The sequence below is a fragment of the Neolewinella aurantiaca genome (genome assembly GCF_008014675.1).
GTDB lineage: Bacteria > Bacteroidota > Bacteroidia > Chitinophagales > Saprospiraceae > Neolewinella > Neolewinella aurantiaca.
The window spans coordinates 71,384-96,696 of record NZ_VOXD01000012.1; the positions used below are offsets into that span (position 1 = coordinate 71,384).

21 protein-coding genes are annotated in these 25,313 nt (G+C 53.7%); 13 read left to right on the plus strand and 8 right to left on the minus strand.

What is annotated here, in order from left to right; genetic code table 11:
• Positions 1-66: 66 nt before the first annotated feature.
• From FUA23_RS09480 to FUA23_RS09500, 5 genes are all read left to right on the plus strand, one after another.
• Positions 67-801 (plus strand): LytR/AlgR family response regulator transcription factor, encoded by a 735-nt coding sequence (locus FUA23_RS09480; protein ID WP_147930501.1) that lies wholly within the window; start codon positions 67-69, stop codon positions 799-801.
• Between the two features lie 364 nt (positions 802-1,165).
• Positions 1,166-1,927: a glutamate 5-kinase gene (proB, locus tag FUA23_RS09485; protein WP_147930502.1), complete on the plus strand. Its 762-nt coding sequence runs from the start codon at positions 1,166-1,168 to the stop codon at positions 1,925-1,927.
• Between the two features lie 235 nt (positions 1,928-2,162).
• Positions 2,163-3,680, plus strand: a complete 1,518-nt coding sequence (locus FUA23_RS09490) for a right-handed parallel beta-helix repeat-containing protein (protein WP_222707015.1) — start codon at positions 2,163-2,165, stop codon at positions 3,678-3,680.
• Between the two features lie 153 nt (positions 3,681-3,833).
• Complete coding sequence (locus FUA23_RS09495; RefSeq protein ID WP_147930504.1) at positions 3,834-4,988, plus strand: T9SS type A sorting domain-containing protein; 1,155 nt, start codon at positions 3,834-3,836, stop codon at positions 4,986-4,988.
• 98 nt (positions 4,989-5,086) lie between these two features.
• Positions 5,087-5,896: an alpha/beta hydrolase gene (locus tag FUA23_RS09500; RefSeq protein ID WP_147930505.1), complete on the plus strand. Its 810-nt coding sequence runs from the start codon at positions 5,087-5,089 to the stop codon at positions 5,894-5,896.
• 19 nt (positions 5,897-5,915) lie between these two features.
• Here the strand turns inward: FUA23_RS09500 and FUA23_RS09505 are convergent, their stop codons facing one another.
• The 5 genes from FUA23_RS09505 to FUA23_RS09525 form a co-directional block, all read right to left on the minus strand.
• The gene (locus tag FUA23_RS09505) at positions 5,916-7,130 is read right to left on the minus strand and encodes an acyl-CoA dehydrogenase family protein (protein WP_147930506.1); all 1,215 of its coding nucleotides are present in this window, start codon (positions 7,128-7,130) and stop codon (positions 5,916-5,918) included.
• 335 nt (positions 7,131-7,465) lie between these two features.
• A complete protein-coding gene (locus tag FUA23_RS09510) occupies positions 7,466-8,503 on the minus strand; it encodes a phosphotransferase family protein (protein WP_147930507.1) in 1,038 nt (345 codons plus the stop codon).
• Positions 8,504-8,691: 188 nt separating this feature from the next.
• Positions 8,692-10,617, minus strand: a complete 1,926-nt coding sequence (locus FUA23_RS09515) for an ATP-binding protein (protein ID WP_147930508.1) — start codon at positions 10,615-10,617, stop codon at positions 8,692-8,694.
• Between the two features lie 114 nt (positions 10,618-10,731).
• A complete protein-coding gene (locus FUA23_RS09520; RefSeq protein ID WP_147930509.1) occupies positions 10,732-11,529 on the minus strand; it encodes an alpha/beta fold hydrolase in 798 nt (265 codons plus the stop codon).
• Between the two features lie 496 nt (positions 11,530-12,025).
• Positions 12,026-13,276 carry a sensor histidine kinase gene (locus FUA23_RS09525; protein WP_187270952.1) on the minus strand — a complete coding sequence of 417 codons (1,251 nt, stop codon included), beginning with the start codon at positions 13,274-13,276 and terminating at the stop codon, positions 12,026-12,028.
• 348 nt (positions 13,277-13,624) lie between these two features.
• Between FUA23_RS09525 and FUA23_RS09530 the strand changes: the two genes are divergently transcribed.
• The 8 genes from FUA23_RS09530 (at position 13,625) to FUA23_RS09565 (ending at position 21,826) form a co-directional block, all read left to right on the plus strand.
• Positions 13,625-14,179 carry a RidA family protein gene (locus FUA23_RS09530; RefSeq protein ID WP_147930511.1) on the plus strand — a complete coding sequence of 185 codons (555 nt, stop codon included), beginning with the start codon at positions 13,625-13,627 and terminating at the stop codon, positions 14,177-14,179.
• Between the two features lie 131 nt (positions 14,180-14,310).
• Positions 14,311-14,565: a hypothetical protein gene (locus FUA23_RS09535; RefSeq protein ID WP_147930512.1), complete on the plus strand. Its 255-nt coding sequence runs from the start codon at positions 14,311-14,313 to the stop codon at positions 14,563-14,565.
• Complete coding sequence (locus FUA23_RS09540; RefSeq protein ID WP_147930513.1) at positions 14,555-14,905, plus strand: type II toxin-antitoxin system PemK/MazF family toxin; 351 nt, start codon at positions 14,555-14,557, stop codon at positions 14,903-14,905. The genes FUA23_RS09535 and FUA23_RS09540 overlap by 11 nt, the downstream gene beginning before the upstream one ends.
• A 639-nt stretch (positions 14,906-15,544) precedes the next feature.
• Positions 15,545-15,796, plus strand: coding sequence for a hypothetical protein (locus tag FUA23_RS09545; protein ID WP_147930514.1), 252 nt, complete (start codon positions 15,545-15,547; stop codon positions 15,794-15,796).
• A gap of 479 nt (positions 15,797-16,275) precedes the next feature.
• Positions 16,276-18,105 (plus strand): T9SS type A sorting domain-containing protein, encoded by a 1,830-nt coding sequence (locus FUA23_RS09550; protein WP_222707016.1) that lies wholly within the window; start codon positions 16,276-16,278, stop codon positions 18,103-18,105.
• A 349-nt stretch (positions 18,106-18,454) separates the two neighbouring features.
• On the plus strand, positions 18,455-20,119 hold the full coding sequence (locus tag FUA23_RS09555) for a M1 family metallopeptidase (RefSeq protein ID WP_147930516.1): 1,665 nt from the start codon (positions 18,455-18,457) through the stop codon (positions 20,117-20,119).
• 38 nt (positions 20,120-20,157) lie between these two features.
• A complete protein-coding gene (locus FUA23_RS09560) occupies positions 20,158-20,466 on the plus strand; it encodes a PLDc N-terminal domain-containing protein (protein WP_147930517.1) in 309 nt (102 codons plus the stop codon).
• A gap of 88 nt (positions 20,467-20,554) precedes the next feature.
• Positions 20,555-21,826 (plus strand): glycosyltransferase, encoded by a 1,272-nt coding sequence (locus tag FUA23_RS09565; protein ID WP_147930518.1) that lies wholly within the window; start codon positions 20,555-20,557, stop codon positions 21,824-21,826.
• 45 nt (positions 21,827-21,871) lie between these two features.
• Here FUA23_RS09565 and FUA23_RS09570 read toward each other — a convergent pair whose 3' ends face one another.
• From FUA23_RS09570 to FUA23_RS09580, 3 genes are all read right to left on the minus strand, one after another.
• Positions 21,872-22,450 carry a Maf family nucleotide pyrophosphatase gene (locus tag FUA23_RS09570; protein ID WP_147930519.1) on the minus strand — a complete coding sequence of 193 codons (579 nt, stop codon included), beginning with the start codon at positions 22,448-22,450 and terminating at the stop codon, positions 21,872-21,874.
• A 78-nt stretch (positions 22,451-22,528) separates the two neighbouring features.
• A complete protein-coding gene (locus FUA23_RS09575; RefSeq protein ID WP_147930520.1) occupies positions 22,529-23,878 on the minus strand; it encodes a cytochrome P450 in 1,350 nt (449 codons plus the stop codon).
• 238 nt (positions 23,879-24,116) lie between these two features.
• Complete coding sequence (locus tag FUA23_RS09580; RefSeq protein ID WP_147930521.1) at positions 24,117-25,277, minus strand: glycosyltransferase; 1,161 nt, start codon at positions 25,275-25,277, stop codon at positions 24,117-24,119.
• Between the last annotated feature and the right edge of the window lie 36 nt (positions 25,278-25,313).

Below are 25,313 nucleotides of genomic sequence, written 5' to 3' on the forward strand. Positions count from 1 at the left end.
AAAGAAAACTCATTTGTACTCCTCGCAAATCGTATTATCAATACTTTCAACGATTACATTCACGATATGAACACACTTATTATTGATGATGAGCCGGCCGCAAACACCGAGCTGAAGAAAATGTTACGGGCCTACCACCAGGAATTAACGGTGGTGGGCGAAGCAACTAACGTTCATGAAGGGCTGATGAAAATCAGAAAATTGAAGCCTGAACTATTATTTCTAGACATCGAGATGCCCGGAGGAACGGGTTTCGACCTCATCCGGCAATTAGGTAAAGACGCACGCCCGGAGATCGTTTTCGTTACGAGCCGTAATGAGTTCGCCTTCCAGGCCTTCAACTGTGCCGCACTCGATTACATCCTTAAGCCCGTAGATCAGGGTTCGTTGGCTACGGCGGTACAGCGGGCCAAAGAACGAATGCACCAGAAGAACAGTTCCCGCAGGCTCGAAGCCTTGCTCGCAAACATAGATGCCTCCAGCAACGCCGATAAGCACATCGGGATCCCCAACGACCACGGTATAGAATTCATTACCGCCGGAGACATCATCTGCTGCCAGGGAAGCGATGGCTACACCCTGATCCACCTCGCCGACGGCACCCGCCGGACTTCCTCCTACCCGATCGGACATTACAAAAAGATGCTGCCAACGCCGGATTTTTTTATGACACACCGCTCTTTTATCGTTAATCGGAAGCACGTAGTCAGGCTGTCTGCCGACGAAATTTCGCTAAACGGGGGCCTGAAAGCAGAAATAAGCCGACGAAGGAAAAAACTCGTAGAAGACTGGCTCTCTTAATTTACCGCTTATCGAATCATAATAACCGCTTATCGGACCAAATTTAAAAATCGTAAATAAGCTCTCCATATTGTGCGAAGATTCAAACAACCTCTATGGGGTTCACTGTAATCACACATATTTTTTTGAGTTTATTTTTGAGACAGAGTAGACAATACTATGAACAATATTTAGCTAGAAAAGCACCATAATAGCCATTCGTTCAGGTCCGTTTCTCCAGAGAGACGGACCTCTTTTTTGGTAAAAACGCCTTGGTTTCCTTTGTCCTCATCCCGCGTTCGCAGGTGGTAACTCGAACATAAATTAGGCCCGCGCTTTGCGGTAATAGCTTTTGATCAGCAAACGGTCTGGCTATCTTTGCGATATGTATAAGAGCCTCGTAATAAAAGTGGGCACCAACGTGCTTACCCGTCCGGACGGTCGCCTCGACATCACAAATATCAGTCATCTCGTCGATCAGATCGCGGCCCTCAAACAGGCCGGTATCAGCCTGGTGCTTGTTTCTTCGGGAGCCGTAGGGGCGGGGCGCGAGCTCTTACAGGTTCGGGAAGGAACCGAGGAAGTGGCCCGCAGGCAGGTGCAAAGTGCGGTTGGGCAAGTCCGGTTGATGGAAATATACCGTCAGCTGTTCCACAACCACGGGCTACTCTGTGCCCAGGTACTGGCTACGAAGGGCGACTTCAGAGACGACCTGCACGCCGATAATATGCTGAATTGCTTCAGAGCGCTGTTGCTCGACGAAGTCGTTCCCGTTGTGAACGAAAACGACGTCGTTGCCGTCTCCGAACTCATGTTTACCGACAACGATGAGCTCGCCGGCCTCGTAGCCAGAATGCTGAAAGTGGACGCCCTTGTCATCCTTTCCAGCGTAGACGGCCTCTACGACGGGCCACCGGAAAACCCTGCTTCGCGTCTGATCGTAGACGTCGCTGCCTCCGATCAATCCGTACTCGGTTTCGTGCAGCAAAAGAAAACCTCCTTCGGAAGAGGCGGCATGGCGACAAAACTACGCATAGCCGCAAAGACTGCTACTGCGGGAATTCCCGTTCTGTTAGGAAACGGACGTACCCCGGACATCCTGAATAAGCTGACCGAAGGAAACTGGCCGGGCACAACGGTTTCCTGAACCTGATTTTGCACCTGCGGCCGCGCCAGTATGTAGTGAGTGAGTAGTGCAACTGCTGTTGCAAGCTCCCTTCGCTCGTGCGGCTTCGCCTTGTGCGGGTACTTTTACTCATTCAAAAGCAACGTCGCTACAAACGAATTGAACATTTCGCTCCAAAATGCGACAGCACTACCTACTACATTCTACCCGCTACCAACTTATCTTTGCCCTCCCCTCCAACGAACCATCAACACAAATGACCCTTCTTCAAAAACTGTCCTTCTTCACGGCTGCGGCAATGATTTGTCTCTTCTCGGCCTGTGACGTAGAAACAGAGTTCCTGACCGGCAACAACGTGCAACTTCGTTTCAGCATCGACACTGTTGCTTTCGACACCGTTTTTGTGGCCCGTGGCTCAGCCACACAACGCATGAAGGTGTACAACGACGGCGAACAGCCCATCAAAATCGATCGTGTCCGGGTCGAAGGCAGAACGGGTGTAAACTTCATCTTCAACATCGACGGCACCCGCGGGCCGGAAGCGGAGGATATCGTTATCTGGGGCGAGGACAGCATCTTCCTCTTCGTGGAGGTAGAAGTGGACCCCACCGAGCCCGAAAACACGAGCCCGTTCATCGCCGAAGACCGCTTGCTCTTCGAAACCGGAGACATTCAGGACGAAGTAGTACTGCTTGCATACGGACAAAACGCCAACTACCTCAACGGATTCAACCGGGGGCAATTTGGCGGGATCGACGCCAGAAACTGTGACTCTGAAGGCTTTTTCACCCTGCCCACCGATTTGCCAACGGTCATTTATGGTTCCCTGATTGTCGATGAGTGTACCCTGCGCGCATTGGCTGGCACTAAAGTCTACTTCCACGGAGGCGTTCAGCGCAACGACCAGTTTGCGGGAACGGGATTTTTCAACGACGGCCTTATCCTTACCACCGCTACCGGATCCGTAGAGTTCCTGGGCACGCTCGAAGAACCCGTCATCCTGCGCACCGACCGCCTCGAGCCCCGCTTTGAGCAGGACCCTGCCAAATACCGCGGCCTCGTACTGGGCGCCGGCAGCCGGGATAATCGCCTGGAATACACCCAACTCCTCAACGCAATTGTAGGCATCACCATCGACAGTGCCGCAGAAGTCACCATCGAGAACTCCGTAATCGCTTACTCCGGAGGTTCAGCCATTTCGGCTTACCAGTCTGAGGTAACACTACGCAACTCAGTGTTGCACGACAACTTCGGAAACGCCATTCAGTTCGTGAAGGGAGGAACCCTGGAAATGGAGCACACCACCATCGCCAATTACGGCGTCGACGCCAGCGCTTTGGCGCTGACCAACTTCAGCTGCGACGACAGCGGCAACAACTGTGTTTTTGCGCCGATGACCGCCCGCGTCCGCAATTCCATCATCTCGGGATCGAGGGGGAGCGAGCTCATATTTCTCGACATCTTCGAAGGCAGCGAACCCAGCCAGTGGAACGTCCTGTTCAACAACTCCGTAGTGCGGACCGATCAGCCTTTTCTTGATTCGCAAAACGGTATCTTCTCCGACTTTTACGAAAACATCTGCCGAAACTGCCATAACCTGGAGTTTAGCGACCCACTCTTCGTAGCGCTGGATCAGGACGACTACCAGCTCGACTCGCTCAGCGTAGCCCGTGACCTTGGGGCATTCCTGCCTTCCCTGCCTACCGATATTCTGGGCGTGGAACGCGACCTGTCTACCCCCGATGCGGGTGCGTACGAAAGGGTGGATCAGTAAACAGTGACAACCGGAACCCTCAATACACTTTTCGGTTCGCGGTGATGTCTTTGCCTCCTGCCCGTCAAAAAGGTTAATTATCCTATAAAAGACATCCGCCGCCCTGAACTCCCCGTATATTGTGACCCGCTCTAATAAATTACAACCCTTGACATGGCCAAATCTTTACTCGTTTCCCTGTTGGTCTTTTGTTTAGCGCCAATGGCGGCTCAGGTTACGCTCAGTAACGACTACTTCCCCGTTGCCGGAGACACCCTGAAGTACAATACCGTTGATAGTGCTTATTTATCGACCCTGGTAATCGCTGAAGCGGGAGCCAATCTCTCGTGGAATTTCGGCGTCCCGCCCATCAACGAAGAGCGGGCGGATGCCGTCACTGCGATCGGTTCCGACACTTCGTTTCTCGGTGCCGACTTAAAAATCCTGACCGGAGACGATACCGAAAGCTACTACTCCGTTTCCGATACCGAATTCAACCTCGTTGGCATTAAGACCAGTTTTGCCATCCTGCCCAACTTCCAGATCAGTACGCCAGCCGACCCGGCGCGCCCCACGCGCCGTGCCCCTCTCAACTACCTCGACACCTACGAAACCGTAACGGTAAACTCGGCCACAATTGCCGTAGACAGCCTGCCCGACGAGGCGCTCGATCTCATCGGTGACGCTATTGCCAACGTAGACTCGATGCGGCTTACCACCACTTCTACCCGAACCGATGAAGTAGATGCCTACGGAAGTCTCACCATCGACGGAGAGACCTACACGGTCCTGCGGGAAGTAAGAACCGAAAGTGTTTTCATCCAACTCGAGATTCAGTCCGCCTTCCTGCCCTGGACCGACGTAACCGGCACCATTACTATCCTGGACCCAACACTGGCGGGTTTTGTGGGTCCTCAGGACATTACCAAAACCTACTATTTCTGGAGCCCCGAAATCATTGAACCCATTGTTGAGATTACAACCCTGGAGCAAACAGGGGAGATTCAGCGGATGGATTTCCGCCGCCGTCCGCGGACCGTTTCCACCGAAGGCCCCGGGCTGCAGCAGGCACAGGTAAAAGTGTACCCCAACCCCGCCAGCCAACTGGCCACCTTTGAGTTTACCGGTCTCGACCGCGGAGAATACACGCTCTCGCTGTTCAACATGAACGGCAGAATGGTCGAGTCCCGCACTTTCTCCCCCATCGGAGACCAGACCCGCCTGAACGTAGAGGTTACTGATTTGCCCAAAGGGCTCTATCTCTACAACCTGCGTAACGCGTTGGGCCGTACCATCACTACCAAACGTTTGGTGGTGGGCGCGGAGTAGTGGGATACCTACAAAGTGTTTTTGGGGGGCGCGCACGCGGGTGCAGGGGTGAGTTGTTAGAAGCAGAGCGAAACTTCTTCAGGCGCTATATTACGACCATGAAGTACCTACTATGCTCCTTTATCCTCCTGCTCTGCACCTGCGTCAGCGCCCAAAAAGACACTACTTACGAAACGCTGCGTGAACTAAGCTACCGCCCCGACGCAACGGATGAATACGCTCAGGAACGTTGCAAACTGGACCTCCGCTACCCTACCGACAGCACCGGCTTTGCCACCATCGTGTACTTCCACGGCGGAGGGTTGGAATTTGGCCAAAAGCACTTCATCGAAGCCTGGAACAATCAGGGCGTTGCCGTTGTCACTGCCAACTACCGGATGCACCCCAAGGTAAAAAACCCAGTTTATACCCAGGATGCCGCAGCCGCCGTTGCCTGGACGATGAAGAACATCGAACGTTACGGCGGCGACCCGAAACGCATCTACGTGACCGGACACAGTGCCGGTGGTTACCTGACCAGCATGATCGGGCTGGACACCACTTACCTCGCAGAACATGGCCTGCACCCCGACAGTCTGGCCGGGCTGATTCCCTTCAGTGGCCACACCATCACCCACTTCACCCCGCGCAAAGAGCGCGGCTTGGCCTGGAACGACGTGGTGGTAGACCGCTACGCCCCCATTGCGCACCTGCGCGTCAGCGACCTGCCCATCGTACTCATCACCGGAGACCGCGAACTGGAGCTCTTCGGCCGCTACGAAGAAACCGCCTATTTCTGGCGCATGCTGACCGCATCGGGCCACCAACACGCAGAGCTCCACGAACTGGGAGGCTTCGACCACGGAAGCATGGTGGGGCCGGCCGCTTTGCTGACGTTGCGTTGGATCCGGGAGCATGAACGGCGGTGACTCCGAACCTGCCGCCACCCTAAGCGCCCGGCAACCGCTGAATAACATTCCGCCCCAACTGGAACATATGTACTTCGTCGGGGCCATCCGCAAGGCGGATGCTGCGGGCGTAGGCCCAGAACGCAGCCAGCGGCGTATCCGCTCCGGAAACGCCCATACCGCCGTGCGCCTGAATGGCGCGGTCAATCACCGTTTGCGCCATCGTGGGCGCAACGATTTTGATCATCGAGACGAGCTCCTTTGCGTGTTTGATCCCTTCGCGGTCGATCTTATCCGCCGCGGAGAGGGTCAGCAGGCGGGCCTGCTCGATCTCGCACGCTGAGCGTGCGACTTCCTGGCGGATGCTGGAAAACTTGCTCAGCTCGCGGCCGAAGGCCGTGCGGGACTGCACGCGCGCACACATCAGTTCCAGGCTCCGCTGCGCGGCACCGATCAGGCGCATACAGTGGTGGATACGACCGGGGCCGAGGCGCCCCTGAGCGACCTCGAAGCCACGCCCTTCGCCCAGAATTATGTTCTCCACCGGGACGCGGACATCCTTCAGTTCTACTTCGGCGTGGCCGAAGGGTGAATCGTAGGTATGGAAGGCATCGAGCGGGCGAACGATGCGGACACCCGGCGTAGCGGCCGGGACGAGGATCATACTTTGTTGCTGATGCCGGGCGGCATCAGGGTCTGTTTTGCCTATCACGATGTACATCTTGCAGTCGGGGTGCATCGCGCCCGTACTCCACCATTTCCTGCCGTTGACGACGTACTCGTCTCCCTCGCGGACGATGCTGGTACAGATGTTAGTCGCATCCGAGCTGGCTACTTCGGGCTCCGTCATCAGGAAAGCGGAGCGGATTTCTCCGGCCAGCAGGGGTAACAACCATTGCTGGCGCTGCGCCGGAGAGCCATATTTGGCCAGCACTTCCATATTACCCGTGTCGGGCGCGCTGCAGTTGAATACTTCGGAACACCACAAATACCTCCCCATCTCTTCGGCCAAAGGCGCGTACTCGAGGTTGGTCAGCCCGGGGCTGTACTCGCCGTATTCTTCGGGCAGGAAGAGGTTCCAGAGTCCGGCGGCGCGGGCTTTTTCCTTCAGGCCGGGCATGGCGGGATGAACCTGCCAGAGATTCTGGCTCGTCCAGGCTGTGTATTCTTTGTCCAGCGGAGCGATGTGCTCAGCGATGAAAGCTTTCAGCCGGGCTAGCAGGTCTTTTGTTTTTTGGTTGTATTCGAAGTTCATGGTGATAATTTTTCGCTTCGCGGTATTTCCGGTGGGCGGGGCCGCGGGTGCAGTGTAGTGGATGGAGGAGCAGTGGCGGGTTAGCCGCAGTGATGATCTCCGGGCTTCGCTCGAGGCTACGCCTCTTGGCTTCGTCTGGGGGGGATCGTGTCCACCCCGGACTTCGCTCGAGGCTGACGCCTTTTGCTTCGTTTGGGGGGATCGTGTCCACCCTGGACTTCGCTTGAGGCTGACGCCTCTTGGCTTCGTCGGGGGGGGGCGTGTCCACCCCGAACTCCGCTCGAGGCTACGCCTCTTGCTTCGTCCGGGGTTAAAACGATTTGATCCCTCCGGGATCATACGTTCAGGATAGTGGTGCCCAGGCGGGCGAACACTTTGGAGATTTCGCCGAACATTTCCATGCGCTTGTCTTTGGTTTTTCCGGCGACGAAGCGGGCGTAGAGTTGCTGGGTAATGACGGCGGATTTATAGCAGGCGAAGGCTTCGTACCAGTCCATCCGGCTGAGATCGAGGCCTGAATGTTCGGCGTAGCGTTCTTTCAGCCAGGCTTTGGTGGGCCAGTTACCCTGCATCATCGAGGTGGGCATCTGCTGCCCGTTGGGCAGCATTTCCGGCCAGTAGCTCAGCAGGCCGCCCAGATCGATGAGCGGGTCGCCGAGCGTTGCCATATCCCAGTCGAAGACGGAGCTTACTTCGTCCGGGTTATCGGCCTGAAACTGGCAGTTGTCGAACTTGAGGTCTCCGTGGACAATGCTTATTCTTTGGGGCTTGGGGACATCCTTCAGCAGGTTTTCCATCAGCTGATCCATATGCTGGTTTTCTTGCAGTTTAGCGAGGCTCCAGCGTTTGGCCCAGCCTTTGAGTTGGCGATCAACGAAGCCGTCCGGTTTACCGAGGTCCGACAGGCCCGCGGCCGCGACGTCTACAAGATGGAGGTCGGCGCAGACCTTCATCAGTGCGTCGGAGAGGCGCTCGGGGGCGTTTTCGAAACTGGTAAAGTTTTCGGGCAGCGTAGTACGGATCACCACTCCTTCGCGGCGTTCCATGACGACGAAGTCGCTGCCGATCACTTCGTGATCGGTGCAGAGATGAAAGGCATTCGGCGCTGCCGGAAAGCTGGGATGGAGGGCGGAAAGTACTTTATACTCCCGCTTCATATCGTGAGCACCGGGAGCGATTTTACCAAACGGAGGTCTCCGAAGGACGAGTTCCCGATCGCCGAAGCGCAGCAGATAAGTCAGGTTCGCGTGGCCGCCGTGGAACTGGGCGTAAGAGAAAGCTCCGGTCAGTTCCGGGATTTCCCGGCGCAGGTAAGCTTCGAGTTGTGGCCACGGCAGCTCTTCGCCGGGACGGATGTTTTTGTAATCTTGCATGAATTCGACTGTTCTTCAGCCTAGCGGCTGAACGGGGCTTAAGCTAAAACATTTTTTGGGATCATACCGGTTTTCCTGACCAGATCATTGCACCTGCGGCCGCGGCCGCCTGTCTCCCTCTGCTCAGGCACTACCTTTCGGAGGTGAGCTTCCAGTTGGAGCCAGGCTAGTGGACCACAAAAGCCTCCCTACTTTGCCTCTAAGGCTCGCAAAAGCTCCCCTTCGAAAACATCAAACCCAACAAGAAGCTGATCGATGACCACCAAAAATTGTGACTGGTTATCGGTCTCCAGCGCAGTTTTTCCTTCATCAAAGGCCTTTGCCAGTTCATCAAGCAGGAAAACCCGCATCGTGGAAATCAGATTATGTTTCAGGTCGCCAAATTCTTTTTGAGAAAACGAAAACTTACAAGCTCCTAATATATCCTTGGCCTCCGCTACATCGTCTTTAATGATTCTCAGGAAAGCGAGGTACTCCTCTTCATCTCCCTCAAATATTTCCTGAACCCTGGAAAAGTCCACCGCTCTGGTCTCCGTCGCGGGTTGGCCCGTCTGCTGTTCTGGATTTCCTTCTCCTTCTTGCTCGCCGAATCTTTTTATGATGTGATGCAGATAACCCGGCTCGAATGGTTTTATCACCAACCCGTTAATGCCGGCTTCCAGCATCTGAGCGGTCACCTCCTGGGATGCAGAGGCGGAAAGCGCAATAAGAGGAAGATCCTTGATGGGGGCATCAGGATGAGACCTGATGCGCCGGGCCAATTCGTAGCCGTCCATTCCGGGCATCTTCAGGTCAAGAAGCACGACATCATACGTATTAGTTTCTAACAACTTCAGCGCTTCCTTTCCGGAGGTAGCCTGGTCGTACAGGAGCTTCCATTCCGAGAAGTACCGGGCATTGATGAGTAAGTTCGAGCGGACGTCATCTACGTTCAGTACCCTGATGTGGTTCAATGGAGGCAATCCCTCTGCCGGCAAACCGGGCCGTTGATCAATTGGCAACTCTTCCGCCGAAGCCGCCTTCAGCGTAATGGTAAAGTAGAATTCGGTGCCTTCCCCAGGCTTACTGTTAATCTTTAGATCCGCCCCATAGGCTTCCAGGATTCTCTTGCATATCGCAAGGCCAAGGCCGGTCCCACCAAAGTCGGCCTGCGTTTTCTCACTTGCCTGGACAAAGGGCTCAAATATATACTTCATCTGGTCTTCGGCAATGCCCATACCGGTGTCACGGACGCGGAAACTTAAGTTATGTAGCCCATCCTCGTCTTCTTCGTGGGTCAGGCTGATAACGATCTCCCCCTCACTGGTAAATTTCACAGCGTTACTCACCAGATTGTTAAGGACCTGGGTAAGTTTCCCCCCATCAGCCAGCAGGAGCGGGACATTGCCAATTGGCAGAACGGATCGGAGTACAACCCCCTTTTCCTTACAGGTTGGCCGGTAAGTATCCACTACTTGCTTCACCAGCTGGTCGCCGTACATCGGGCGCTCGTCCAGGGTCGTCATCCCGGCTTCCAATTTACTGACATCAAGAATATCATTCACGATGTTCAACAAACTGTTACCTGCGCTACGAAGTACCTGAATGAATTCCAACTGGTCCGGGCGGGGATCATCCTTAAACAAAAAATTCCCCGCTTCCAGAATGGCATGGAGCGGTGTACGAATTTCGTGGCTCATGGTCGAAATAAACGTCGACTTTGTCTTATCCGCTGTTTCCGCCTGCAGCCGAGCACGTTTCAATTCCCGTTCGTATTCCTGCCGTTCCCTGGAAGGAAAGGCCACGTAAATGTAACCTCCTCCGGCAGAGAGTAAACGACTTACGTTGACGATGACCGGGTGACGGGCTCCTGTCTTCCCCACCATTTCAAAATTAGTTTCCCTGAGCTCACCTTCCAGTGCCAGCGCCGGAGCAAAGTGAGCCTCGAAGTATAACTTTCCGCCAACAGATAATAGTTCGTAGAAATACCGCTCCCCAACGAGTTCCTCACTGGTATATCCCAATAGTTCCCGCAGGAGCTTATTGACATAAGTGACCTTTTGCTTTTCATCGGTCCATGCCACTCCGCATGGTAACAGTTCATAAGCCGCCCAATCAGATTCCTCGGGGTACATATTGACAGTTTTATTTGAAATACTGGTCTAAACCTCCAAATCTGGCCGCTCTGCAGGCCGGGTGATAAGGCCCTGAAATAAAAGTTGAACATCTTCACTTTCTGAGTGATTACATTAACCATGCTCAAGATAGCTTTTTATAGCGGCGATAGTTACCTCAGGTGCACTAATGTTTGGGCAGTGGCCCCGGGCGTCCAACAAGACGAATTTACTACCTGAAATGTGTTTGTGAATATACTCTCCAACCTGACGGGGAGCAATAATGTCTTCTTCCGTTTGGAGAATAAGGGTCGGTGTGGTAATACGGGAAAGGTCTTCACGATTGTCCGCAGTAAACGTAACCCGGGCGAAGAAGCTGGCAATTTCGGGGTTCATGGAGCAGAAACTAGCCGTCAGTTCTTCGCCAAGTGCCGGCTGCTCAGCGTTCCCCATGATGCTCGGAGCCATGCTTTTTGACCATGAGATGTAATTTTCTCCCAATACTTCCAGTAACTCCTCGATGTCTTCCCTGGTAAATCCTCCGTAGTAGTCCCCATCATTAATGTAACACGCCGAAGGGCCGATCATTACCAGCTGACTAAACAAATCCGGACGTTGGATGGAAGCAAGCCCGGCAATCATGGCGCTCACGGAGTGACCGATGTGGATAACGTCGCTAAGGCCCAATTCCTCACAAATCCCGATCACATCCTTTGCGTATCCATTGAGGTCCTGATGGCTGGCACGACTGAAGCACTCAATCGGATAATTCCCCATGCCGGCAATGTCGTAGGTTATTACCCGGTAATGGGGGGAGAAAGCCGCTACCAGGTAGCGGAACATTGCCTGTCCGCAGCCGAAACCATGACTCATCAGCATGGTACGTTCGCCTGAACCCGATACCGTTACACTGTGCAACTTCCTGTAATTCATATATTTTTCTTCTAGTCTGACAAAGCTAAAATACAGATAATTATTTCACGTCCCGTGGTGTACATCAGGCGAGAACGCAGGTGCCTACCAGGTTAAACGCATCAAATATCTACCTTAGGGAATTCGGAAGCAAGTTAAGGATTTCGAAGCACCCACTTGCTGGAGAACAGCAAGGGTTTTCAGAACAACTGTCAACCATTGGTCTTTCGTTACGTGGCTGTTCCGTAGCGTGCCCCCTGGTCATTTTGATGTGCTTGCCCCGGTCAGCCCCGGGGCTTTCTGATGCGGGCAGGCTTCGAGTTGTGGCCACGGCAGCTCTTCGCCGGGACGGATGTTTTTGTAATCTTGCATGAATTCGACTGTTCTTCAGCCTACCGGCTGAACGGGGCTTAAGCTAAAACATTTTTTTCGGATCATGCTTACTTTACGCTATTAACCGGGCTCCATTAACCGAAGCATTGCACCTGCGGCCGCGCCCTACTTTTTCACTAATGTATCAGTTTTCTGCTTCAGGCAGGTCTGCTCCCGCTTCCGGCAGGAGAACGTTGAACTCACACCATGCGCCTTCTTCGTAGGCAACCTCTACCCTTCCGCCCAGCAATTCGGTCATTCGTTTCACGATGTTAAGCCCAACACCGTGGCCGTCTTTCTCTGTCTGCTCGGCGGTGGAATAAAACATCGTAAATATCTTTTTCTCCTGGACCGCGTCCATTCCCGGGCCATTGTCCCATACCCGTAAGCTATGACCATCTTCGATCGGGCAACAGCTTACTTTTATATACGAAGGAGATTTATCACTGAACTTAATCGAATTCCCGATCAGGTTCTGGAGGATTTGCTCTACGGGGATACGCGGTGCATTCAGGATTGAAGCCGGGCCCTCGAAGGTCAGAAAAGTATCCGTTGGTAATCCGATGCGCCGGCCAATTGCAGCAACGACTTCTTTGAGGTTGATATCCTCCCGGCCTTCGGAATACTGGTTGAGGGCACTGCCGTAACGCAAAACCCCGTCGACCATCGAGCGTGCTTCATCGGACAGTTCGACAACGTCGCGCAACATCTCGTTGCCTTCCGGCGGTAGAAGTTCCCCGAAATCTTCTCTGATGATCTCTGTATACCCCCGGATGTTCCGCAGGGGCGCTTTAAGGTCGTGAGCGATGATGTTGCTGAAATCCTTCAGCGTTTCGTGCGACTTTTGTAGTTCCTGATGACGGGTGTCGGCGAGTTGCAGCGCCTGACGGTGCTCCATCAACTGTACCACCTGCCGCGCAAGGCGCTCCAAAGCAGCAATTTGTTCGGCGTTGAGTTCTTTTTCCTCCTGATCGATAACACAAAGACTCCCCAGCGTATGCCCCTCCCGGCTGACCAATGGAGCCCCGGCGTAAAAAGCAATCCGGGGATAATCGGTAACCAGCGGATTGTCGGCAAACCGAACATCCTTACGGGCGTCCTGAACGATGAACGGGTCGGAAGCATCCATGATATTGTAGGCGCAAAAAGCGTCGTCGCGCGGTGTTTCAGTGATGTCTTTCCGCAGCCCTAAAGATGATTTGAACCACTGGCGGTCATCGTCAACGAGGCTGACCAGCGAGATGGTGGTACCACAGATGTAGGAAGCCAGCGCGGTGATGTCGTCGAAGGCTTGGTCCTGTTCACTGTCGAGAATATTGTAGTCGCGAAGGTTACGAAGCCGTTCAGCTTCCGTGTCGGGTTTGGGTGGTATCGGTCGGTTGTGTTGTTCGGTCACAGAGTATGAATGTGAATTTCGGTATGCCTGGCAAGATAGCATACTGTGCAGAGGGCGGGGCCGCTGGTGCAAAAAAGGTTCTAAGAACGTAAAACGGACCGATAGCTCAGTTGTTCCTTATGCTTACATTAAACGGCCTTCAGTCAGCGAAAAGAGATACATGAACCGGGATAAACGGGTGCCAGGCACTACTGTGGCATTACAGCAAACTAGTGAGCGCCAGACGGCAATCCGTTTCTTTGGATTGCTGCCTTCAAGCAGCAATATGCGAATACGCACCGGAAAGCAGATAGGCGCAAACCAATTTCGGCGTTAAGGTTTTCCGCCCGGAAGCGTTACCTTAGCTAAATGCGATTAGTTACTCTTTCCCTCCTGATGCTTGCCTTCCTGTCTTGTTCCCAGGCATCTGAATCACCAGATTCACCGACCGTGCAAACTTCAGCGACAGACTACTCAGAACGGCTCAAGGAACTGGGCATTACCCTCCCTGAGCTCGGGGTGCCGCAGGCGAACTACGTTCATGCGGTCCGGTCGGGCAAGCTCGTTTTCCTGGCGGGTAAAGGCCCGTCGCGTCCGGATGGCTCCAGGGTGACCGGTCGGTTGGGCGACGACCTCACCGTTGAGCAGGGCTACGAAGCAGCCCGCCTGGTTGGCATCCAGCAACTTGCTGCGCTGCAGCAGGAACTCGGTGATCTGAACCGGGTAAAACGCATCGTTAAGGTTCACGGCATGGTGAACGCTACGCCGGACTTCAAAGACCACTCGAAGGTGATAAATGGCTTCTCCGACCTTATGGTCGAGGTTTTCGGGGAGCAAGGTAAACACGCCCGCGCGGCGGTTGGCATGGGCTCGTTGCCCGGCGGCATCGCCGTCGAAATTGAGGTCATCGCCGAGACGTATTGATGCCGGTACACAGAAGAAGCGCAAACCACCGTTTAGTCCCCAACGCAAAATAACCGCTCAAACAGCAACTTTCACCAACTCTCAATCGTTTGAGTATATACTTTTACGACATACCAATAAAACATACAGTTGTGAAAACCATTTCTCTTAAGCTTGACGACGGCACCTTTCAGGAGACCGAACAGTTGGTTGGCAAGTTGAAACTTGCCCGCAACCGCTACATCAACGAAGCGGTGGCCTACTACAACAGGAAACAACGGCGGGAACTGCTGGAGCAACAACTCGCGTTCGAGTCGGAGTTGTGCCGCGAAGACTCCATGCAGGTACTTAACGATACGGAAGCAGCCGTAACTGGCGACCTCAACGAATTGCTGGATGAAGGTTAAACGCTTTGAAGTCTGGCTAGTCAACTTTAACCCCAGGTACGGCACTGAGGTCGGTAAAACCCGACCAGCAGTAGTTATTCAGACCAATCTTCTCAACAAGATCGGGCATCCGTCGACGATTGTTTGCCCGATGTCTACCAATATTAAAAAGGAAGCCACCATCCTGCGGGTTGGCCTCAAGGATGGCGAAGCGGGATTGATCGGTGATGGAGACATCCTTGTGGATCAGCCGATGGCGATCGACAACCGGCGGTTTCGTCGCCGGCTCGGCCTGCTGCCCGAACATGCTGCCGAGCAACTGGTGGATGCCCTCAAGGCTATCCTTGACCTGGAAGACTAGATTTATATATTCAGATACCCCTCCCCCGACCGGGGCAGGGCTAACGCATAAAATCGTTCATCACACCTATGAACATTTGTCCGACTTCGTCAGGCCAATTGATGCAAAGGAGGAGGACGAACTTGTACTTGTCGCTACAGAATACAGCATTCTCCTCCCAGATGTCGAGTAAATGGGCTGACGAAGTCGCTCATTTACGAGCACCTCGGAGGTGTAATGCGAAAAGAAGATACTTTTTATTTTGATGCGTTTACCCTAGCCGACCGAGGTCTTTTTGGGGCGTAAACCAGACTGTCACTCACCCCCCTCTCAGCCTCCCCACACCGCTGCACTGGGGAGGAGCAATCGCGACAATCTGGCTTGTGCCCGGTTCAACAACCCACACAAACGCCACCACCCAAAATAAAATATGTTAAAAAGCAACCAGCAATAAAGTTCATACTTCGTAATGCCATATATTACTGGCAGAACCTCGCATGAAATTATGGATATCATATCCTGAAAATGCTGTTGCAGAATAGTTTTTACTTCTCTTGCTGAGGTGTCACGTTATACCTTTCCACCCATAAATTCTTCTATTATGAAGTACCTTTGCACCTTCGTGCACCCGCACTCCGTTCTAACCTCACCCTCGCACTGATGTTGTTCGGTCTCTTCCTCACCTCTCTTTCTTTCCCCGCCATTGCGTTCGCGCAAAATAGTATTAGTGGGAAGTTGATTAATGGCCAAAACATCTCAGGAATTGAATTATTCGCCAATAAAACACCAGGCGATAGCAGCAAATTCAACCTCAATGGAGAATCGGTCTCAAATTTGCCCCCAGGAACCTATGTGATAAAAATATCACTTGATGACGACACTCAGGTAATTGAGAAGTTTCTAAAGAAATAAGTCTTTACGGGCGCAAACCAAGTCGTCGCCCCCCCCTCCCAGCCTTCCCACACCGCTGCGCTGGGGAGGAGCAATCGTGACAACCTGGTTTTCGCCTGGTGGGCCTTTATAGGTCAGAACTATTCGCTATCGGAGTCGAAATCATCATGCATGACCTTGGTTCTATTTACCCGCCATAATCATTGCTGGCTTATTATACCACAATAGTAATAGCTACCACTATAAATTCATTCCAAATGTGCACTTCTGTAATAAAACTAATAACCATTTTTTTAATTACCCCCTTAAATTTCATCTTTTCTCAAGATACTGTTCATATCTTCATCCCGGAAATATCTATAACTACGGAAGATGAAGGAGAATTGATCGCAGTCCCTGTATTTATTGAATACCCTGGTGAAATAGGAGGATTTCAACTGGGTATAAATTGGGATCCTGAAGAACTGGAACTAGATACTTTGATTTTTGGGGATGTAATCTTGAGTAACTTTTACTTGTACAACCAGACTTCTCCAAGTCAGCTTCGAATAATTGCAAGTAGTGACCTGTTACCATTCAATTTCACTGAAAGCTCCCCCGCATTATTTGTTTATTTTAAACTTAAAAAATTTACGGGATTTATAGACATTAATTTTGACCCAAATTTCAGAATTGAACTTAGTCGTGATGACCACACCACTATCCCCCACACCACCTCCAACGGCAGCATAACCTACAACGACCAACAAGCCCGCACCCTCTTCAGCCCACCCACCGACCTGAGCCCGGAAGGCACCACCTGCACCGGCCTATACTCGCGCGGAACGGCACCGCTGCTGGGTTTTGATTTTAATGTGGATTGGGACACGACCGCTTTCCGGCTCGTGGATGTGGGCTACGCCGATAATCCGCTCGGGCTACGGGAAAGTGAAGTGGCGATGACCCCAACCAGTCTACACCTGGCGCGGGACACCTCGTTGCGCGACACTACCCCACGCTTGCCCTACGGCGTCCAATTGCTGGAGCTGTGCTTTGAGCCGACTGCGCTCACCAGCACTTCCTACCTGCGCATCGGGCGTACCGTCGACCCGGTTTTCCACCTGGTGTTTGAGGACTCGCTGTACAGTCCGGCGCCGTACAACCTTTTCCCCGGATCTTTATATCTCCGGGGCGAGCAGGCGCGTGATACCGTGAAGTTGGAAGTAGGGCCGCCAGTCAGCACCAACATTTCGGATACCTTGCTTTGCACCAGCGTCCGCGCCAAAAACTACATTGACGTAAGTGCATTTGACTTCTCGGTGAGTTGGCCAGAAGATTTGGCGCTGGCGCAGGTGCATTACCCGGACAACGAGCAGGGTCTGGTTGGAACATCGCTGCTGGCGCAATCAGAAACCTCCGCCCGCTTCGGCCTCAGCCCCGACGAACCCGTCAACTTTTCGCTGGAACCCGGCACGCCGCTGGTAGAGCTCTGTTTTACCGGAGACTTCACCCCCTGCGACTTCTACCCCATTGAACTGGCCGAACAGCCCGACGAGACCCACTTCGACCGCCGCTTGCTCGATTTGCCGGGGGGTCTGCCGCTGTCGTACAAACTCACCTCCGGCTACGTCTACCAGGAAGGCGGCGATGCGCTGCGGATTGAACTGGAAACCGTTCATTCTGATCCGGACAGTTCGCTGCACCACGTTCGCATGTCCACCACCAGCGACGTTTGCACGACCGACTTCCCCTTCCTCGTTCAATACGATTTCTCTGAGCTGGGTTTTGACGACGTCGAGCTGGCTCCGGAGCGGGAGGGAGAATTCCGCATTCGCCGGCGCGGCAGTCCGATTGCGGGAGCGAAAGGCTTTGCGCTCGAACGGGAGCCCGGTGCTTCAGGCATCAGAATTACTCCGGGAGAAATTGCCACCTTTACCTTCACGCGCCGGGGTACGCTGGATACCGTTCCCATCGGCCTGCTTCCCTACGAAACGGATACCATCACCGTTACCCGTGAAGACGGCGTCACAATCGGCATCCCCGTTTTCCTGACGGATGGCAGCATCATTTTCGGACTGGATATGATTACCGGGACGCGTTACTTTAATTCGCCGCAGAACCCGCCGCTTACGGTGTACCCAAACCCAACCTCCGGCATAGTTAATATTGAAGGCTTGCGGGTCGGAAGTCCGGTTTCCGTCTGGATTTATGACCGGAGTGGGAGCTTGCTCAGGCGTATCCAAAACCCGGATGACCAGGTTGATCTTTCCGGCTTACCGGCGGGCATCTTCTGGCTGCGGGTCGAGCAGGAGGGAGTGCGCTGGATGGAGAAGGTCATCATGGTGGAGTAGTGGGCCGGGGTCTCCCGTGTGTGTCACGAGATGCACTCCTATCACGAATTTGCCGCTTGTCACGTCTCCCCTCTCCCGAGGAGAGGGGCTGGGGGGAGGGCTAATGCATAGGATTTTAAGTCGTGTTAAACCCCCTCCCCAACCCCTCCCCACCGGGGAGGGGCTCGTGAAAACGCTACGCGTTTTGGGTTGCAAGCTCTTAGGCGGTGAATATGATCTCGAGCTAAAAGCTTAAAATCGAATCCTATGCGTCAGCCCTGGGGGGAGGGAGATTCTGTGCATCTCGTGATACACCGGGGTCTTTCGACGTTCAATTTGTTCGAAAGACAATGTTTACCTTGCATCCCCAATGACCATACTACGCTCCTTCATCCTGATCTTTGCATCCTGCGTCTGCGCCCTGATGAACGCCCAGGAACACGCCGATTACTTCAAGCATCATCATTTCACCCGCGCCGATACACTGCGCGGCAGCCTCCGGCCCGAGCGCACCTCGTTCGACGTGACCTACTACGAACTCCACCTCGAAGTAGACCCCAATGAGCGTGAAATTGAAGGCCGGGTGGACATGAGCTACCGGGTAGTACACCCTACCAACCGGCTTCAGATCGATCTGTTTCGGAACCTGACCATCGATAAAATCACGCAAGACGGCCAGCAACTATCCTTCGACCGCGAAGCCAACGCCGTCTTCGTCGATCTACCCGACCGGCTTGAACAGAACAGCCTGCACACCATGAGCATTTGGTACGGCGGCAAACCCGTTGCTGCCAAAAATGCCCCCTGGGACGGCGGCTTCGTCTGGAGCCTCGATCACCGCGACCGCACCTGGGTCGGTGTAGCTTGTGAAGGAACCGGCGCCAGCCTCTGGTGGCCGAACAAAGACCACCTGAGCGACGAGCCAGACTCGATGCTCGTAAGCGTTACCGTCCCCAAGCGCCTGTTCGTTGCCAGTAACGGTAATCTGCGCGAAGAGATTGAGCTCGAAAACGGCTACCAGAAACGCTACGACTGGTTCGTTTCCTACCCCATCAACAACTACAACATCTCGCTGGGCATCGGTAGCTACATCCACTTCGACAGTACCTACGTAGCCTTTGACGGCGAAGAGCTGGCGCTCGATTATTACGTACTGGATTACAACAAAGACAAAGCCCGTAAGCAGTTTCAGCAGGTCAACCAGATGCTGGCCGCCTACGAGCATTACTTCGGCAAATACCCGTTCTGGGACGACGGCTACGCCCTCATCGAAACGCCTTATCTGGGCATGGAACACCAGAGTGGTATCGCTTACGGTAATAAGTTTATGCGCGGTTACCTGGGCGGCCTCATCCCGGACGACATGGATTGGGATTACATCATTATTCATGAAACCGGGCACGAGTACTTCGGCAACTCGATCAGCGTTGCCGATCACGCTGAGATGTGGATTCATGAAGCCTTCACGACCTACATGGAGACCCTTTACGTCGAGTACCGCTACGGCGAAAAAGATGCCCGACGCTACATCGGCACCCAGCTGAATTTCATACGAAATGAGTCACCCGTCCTTGGTCCGCTGGGCGTAAACTTCGATGATTTCGGCAGTTCAGATCATTACTATAAAGGTGCCTGGATGCTTCACACCTTACGTTATTCACTCAACGACGACCCGCTCTTCTTCGGCATGCTAAGGTCTTTTTATCAGGACAACAAACGCAGCATAGTCAGTACCCAACAGGTGATCGACTACTTCAGCCGCTTCGCGAAACAGGATTTTGGCCCCTTCTTCGATCAGTACCTCCGGCATCCGGAGGTGCCGGTGCTTGAAGTACGCAAAAGCGGCAAACAGGTAGAATACCGCTGGCGGGTGCAGGCTGAAGGTTTTAACATGCCGGTGGGTGTATTCATCGGGAAAGAACCCGTTCGTTTGCAACCAACTGATAAATGGCAAACGATGGGCAAGGGATTCCTTCCTTCCGACGTTTCAATCGATGAAAATCGTTTCCTCGTCGATTTGGAAGTAGTGGAGTAAACACTTACCTGCTTTTCAGCATCTTAAAAGAAAAACCCATGGGAGTCCTGTTCGTAATGTTCTTTTTCCTGATTGCCATCGCCAGTATCGCCATCACAATCTGGTCAGTGGTGGAAATCGCTACCAAACCCTTCAAGAAAGAAAGCGACAAAGTAATCTGGCTCATCGTCGTTCTGTTGTTGGGCGGCATCGGCCCGCTCATTTACCTCAGTCAACGCAAAAATCTACTGGCCAACCCTCCCGGCGGCAACCAATTTGACGACCGGGAATACTTGCCGCCCCTCGACGATCATTTGGCGCGGCCGCAGGTGCAAAAAAGGTACGACGAGCAGGACGACTACGTGTAAAAATCGTTGCTAGCCCTGCACGCCCTGTGCTTCATCCTCAATTTCCCCTGTAGGTTAAGGGCGCAAAACAGATTGTCGCCAAATAAAGATGAAATTCTTACTCCTCTCCATCGGAACCCGCGGCGATGCCGAGCCTTTTCTGGCCATCGGAGATTTGCTCCACCGAAGCGGGCACGAAGTCACCATCGCTCTGCCCGCTCAGTTTCGTCCTCTTGCCGAAGATGCCGGCCTTGATTTTGCACCGCTCGACGAACGTTTCCTGGAAATTCTCGACGGACAAACGGCACGCGACTTCATGGGCCAGAAAGGGAGCTGGCCTAATCGATTGTTTCAGCTGGCCCGGCTTGCCAGAACGTCGCTATCCGTTCAGAAAGACATGATCAGAGAGCAACGTGATTTGCTTGTGCATTTTGCCCCCGATCGGGTCGTTTTTCATCCTAAGTGTCTTGTTGCCAGAGTTTGGGGGATGCAATTTCCGGAACGTGCGATTTGCCTCAGTCCCGTTCCCAACATTCTCCACCCGGTGCGGAGCTACCCGCACATCGGTATTACCACCCCGCTCGGCAAATGGGCCAACTGGAAATCCTTTACCGTCGTCAACCGCATCACCGCACGCATGGTGGCTAAATACGTAAAGCCGTACGCTGCGGATTTCCCGGGGACAGACGTTAGCAGCAATACTATTTACCACCACATGCTGGAGCGGGAACGCACCCTTTACCTGATCTCTCCCACCCTTTACCCCAGGCCAGAACACTGGCCCGGGCACGCTAAGGTAATGGGCTACTTCGAGCGTAACAAGACCAGAAACTGGTCTCCTCCTGCTGAACTTACCGACTACCTGGCCCGGTACAAAGCGGAGCAAATAACCTTTATCACTTTCGGCAGCATGGTGAATGCGGCACCGGAGGCCACAACGCAAGCGATCCTGTCAGTACTCCGCAAGTACCGGGTACCGGCCATAATCAATACCTCTTCGGGAGGCTTACAACGACTGGAGAGAGAAGCACCAGACCACGTTTTATTCGTAAGCGACATCCCGTACGAATGGGTTTTCCCTAAGGTCCATTCCGTTGTTCACCACGGCGGATCGGGGACGCTGCACACCGCGACGAAACATGGCCGCCCAAGCCTCATCATCCCCCACATCGTTGATCAGTTTTTCTGGAACCGTCAGGTTGCCAGCCTTGGGCTGGGTCCGTTGGGAGTCAAAGTGAAACAGCTTACGGCGAAAAGCTTTAGCCCACTCTTGCTCGACCTGCGAACCACAGTATCTTACGCAGAAACCGCCCGAAAATTATCCGCTCGTATGGCCCACGAAGCAGACCCGAAGGAGCTGCTGGCGGAGCTGACAAAGTAGTTTTCGGTTGTAGTCCGAACGCAAGACATAAGACCACGAACCGCTCTACCATTTAAGCAGGTGTTGGTAAACGAGGTCTACGGGTAACCCCATGATGCAAGGGTAAGTACCTTCTATTTTGCAAATCTTCGCCAGCCCGACCCATTCCTGAATAGCGTAAGCGCCGGCCTTATCATAGGGCTGATAGTTATCCACGTACCATTCGATTTCTTCGCGGGTCATCTCGTTGAGCCACACTTCGGCCTTACTGCTGAATATTTCCTTTTTACTGCTGCTGAGCAAACAGCAGCCGGTTACCACGATGTGGCTGCGGCCGCTCAGTTTTTCGAGTGTTTCGATGGCATGTTCGCGGCTTTTGGGTTTACCGTGTTTTACGCCATCGATGAGCACTACGCTGTCGGCAGTCAGTAATACTTCATTATCGGCCCGGAGCAGATCGCGGACGCCTTCGGCCTTCAACTCGGCTAAAAACGGCGCAATTTCGAGGGGGTCCAGATCAGCGGGGAATATCTCCTCCACATCCTGTGTGCGAACGGTAAAAGGAATGCCGGCCTGCTCGAGGAGGTAAGAACGACGGGGAGACTTTGAGGCAAGAATTATGGAAAGGTCGGGGTTAATTAACATGGGCGCTAAGGTAATCAGACTCGCCTTCGGCCGTTGCACAATCTCGCTGGTTTTTGGACGCGCCGGTAGCAACTCCGCTTACCGTTTACGTAGATTCACCTTCACTTCCCGGTCCATTTGCAAAGTGATGAGGGCTTTTTTGCCTACGGTACCCGCATCTTCAGGAAACACAAAATCATAGTCCCGGAGGAGCCGGACCAGAATAAGCTGCATTTCCAGCATCGCGAAATGGTTCCCGATGCACAGCCGCGGGCCTGCGCCGAAGGGCAGGTAGCACATCGGGTGGCGGGTTTTCTTAGCTGCCGCCGACATCCTTTCGGGCCGGAAGGATTCGGGGCTATCCCAGTATTCGGGGTTATGGTGCAGACCATGAATAAAAACGGCGATTGATGTCCCCGAGGAGATGTTGTAGCCTCCCGCCTGGTCGTCCGTTAATGCCACCCGGTCCGTGATCCATGCCGGAGGGTACATCCGCATGCTTTCTTCGATGACCTGGGTGAGGTAAGTCAGTTTACGCGCCGATTTAAAGCCTACGGGGCCCTCCGTTTCCACTACTGCAATTTCGGCCCTTATTTTCTCCCGTACTTCCGGGTGCTGATCGAGCAACCAGAGTGTCCAGGCCAGCGCGTTGGCGCTGGTTTCGTGGCCGGCGGCAAAAAGAATCATGATCTCATCCACCAGCTGCTGATCCTCCATTGGCTCTCCGCTGTCCTCGTAGCGGCTGTCGAGCAGCATCTGCAACAAATCATCTTTGGGTTCGCCAGCTCGCCGGTCTTCGATCCGTAGTTGGATGCGCGCGCGGACTTCGGTCGTAATCTGAAGGTGCTTTCTCTCCTGCCCGATCCAGCGCAGGGGGCCGCGTAGGAAGGGCATCCGGACAGGATAGATTACGTAGCCCTGCACGGCATCGATGGCTTCATTTAATTCCTTCGTTTCTTCGTCATTGAATCCGTCTGTGAAAATAGCCCGGGCGATTACCCGGAATACGAGGTCGGTGGTCAGGCCGTGTAAAGAAGTAGCTTCTCCGCTTGTCGCGACCTGATCCAGGCCGGTACAGCAGCGATTAATGACCGCCTGCATTTCGGTCACCAGCGAGGCCAGCCGCTTGCGGTGAAAACCGGGTTGAATCAGCCGTCGTTGGGTAAGCCAGGGTTCTCCGTTATTGGTCAGCAGTCCGTGACCGAGGTATCGTGCCAGGTCCCTGGTCTGAATCACGCTCTTATGGTAGTTTTTATGGTTTCGCTGAAGGACGTGCTGAATTACATCCGCATTGACCGTAAAATGGGTCAAACGGGAACCTCCGATCGCCAGCAAAAAATCAGCGCCGTAATCTTTTACGTAACGGGAAAAGTACTTGATCGGGTTACGGGCGACAAAGGGAATATTAGGCAGAACCCGGCGCAGCGGGACTTGTGGAGGGGATGTCATGTTACCAGGTCTTTGAAGCAAAACACCAGTAATATAAGACAAAGAATATCGCCGAAGCAGGATTACCAGCCAGACAGTGCTGTTCGGCAGCCTTCAGGCTGCCATTTTAAGGGCCTTCACCTGAAAGGCTGATAGAAAACAGATTTGACCGTACTAACCTGATCGTTATTGTTCACGCTAAAGCATAACGAACAGCAGCCGGAAGGCTGCCAGACAGTAAGAGGATTGCCTTACAAAATCACCGATAGGCGGCACCGTCCTCCACTGCTAACTGATAGACCGAATTGATTGCCTCCAACACCGCTTCTTCGCTGTACAGTTGCAACGCTCGCTCCCTGATTACTTCCGGGTCGAAGGAAGTGTATTCATCGCGCATTTTTTCGAATGCGCCGGCCAGCGCAACAGCGTCGCCCACCGGTACCAGGAGGCCGGTTTCGCCGTGTAGTACGATGTCAGGCACTCCGCCAACGGGTGTTGCGATGCACGGCCGGCCACACATCTGTGCTTCGAGCAATACGACCGGCTGGTTCTCGTAATTGCTAAAAAGTACGAACGCGTGGCAGTCTTGCATCAGTTCTGCGATTTCTCCTTCGGTGTGCGGTCCGGAGCAGGTTATTCCGGCTACACCCAGGTCATCGATCATTTGCGTCAAAATCTCCAGGTCGCCGTCTCCCGCGAGATGAAGCGTTACCGGCACATTGGTTTTTTGCCGCAGAAGAGAGAAGCCCCGCAGTAGTCCCGTGATGTTCTTCGGGGCTTCGTCGAAGTTGGAAACGTGGAGCAAGCGGAAAGGAAGTGTCGGGGATGGTTGCCCCGGCAGATATGTTTTTTCGTCTACTACGTTACTCACTGTACGGTAATTTCCGGCCAGTCGGTTCCTTTCTCTCATACTTCGTCCAAGGTGATCCGATACTGGTAAAATGGCCACAGCATTACGGCACGCGTAACGGCCAAGCCAGCCCCTGAAACCGGACAGTGCGTTCGCTTTGTGGTAAGCCGAGCTGTGCTCGGTAAGGACAAACGGAAGATTCCAAAAGCCCGAGTAGAGGGCCGCAGCCATTCCACCGTCCAGCAATACGTGGCCGTGCAGCAGGTCTGGCCGGCCAAACTTCTTTCGGGCTGCGCGCATAGCCACAACGTAAGCTCTGAGCCGCAGCGCGGCTTTGACCGGGCCGGGAGTTTGGGGGCCGTACCCAACGTAAACGTGTATAACTGCGTAGCCATCTTCAGTTCGGCGGGTTACGTCCAGTTTGCCTGGGGCCAATTGCAGGTCCTCTTCGACGGCAACGACGGTTACCCGGTGGTGGCGCGCCATCAGGCGCGCGTGCCGGCCGATGAAATTCCCGTTGGTGGGATGAACGCGGCTCGGAAACCAGGAAGTGACGAAAAAAACATTCATTTTCAGGCCATAAGGTACGGTACATTGCCTCAGACC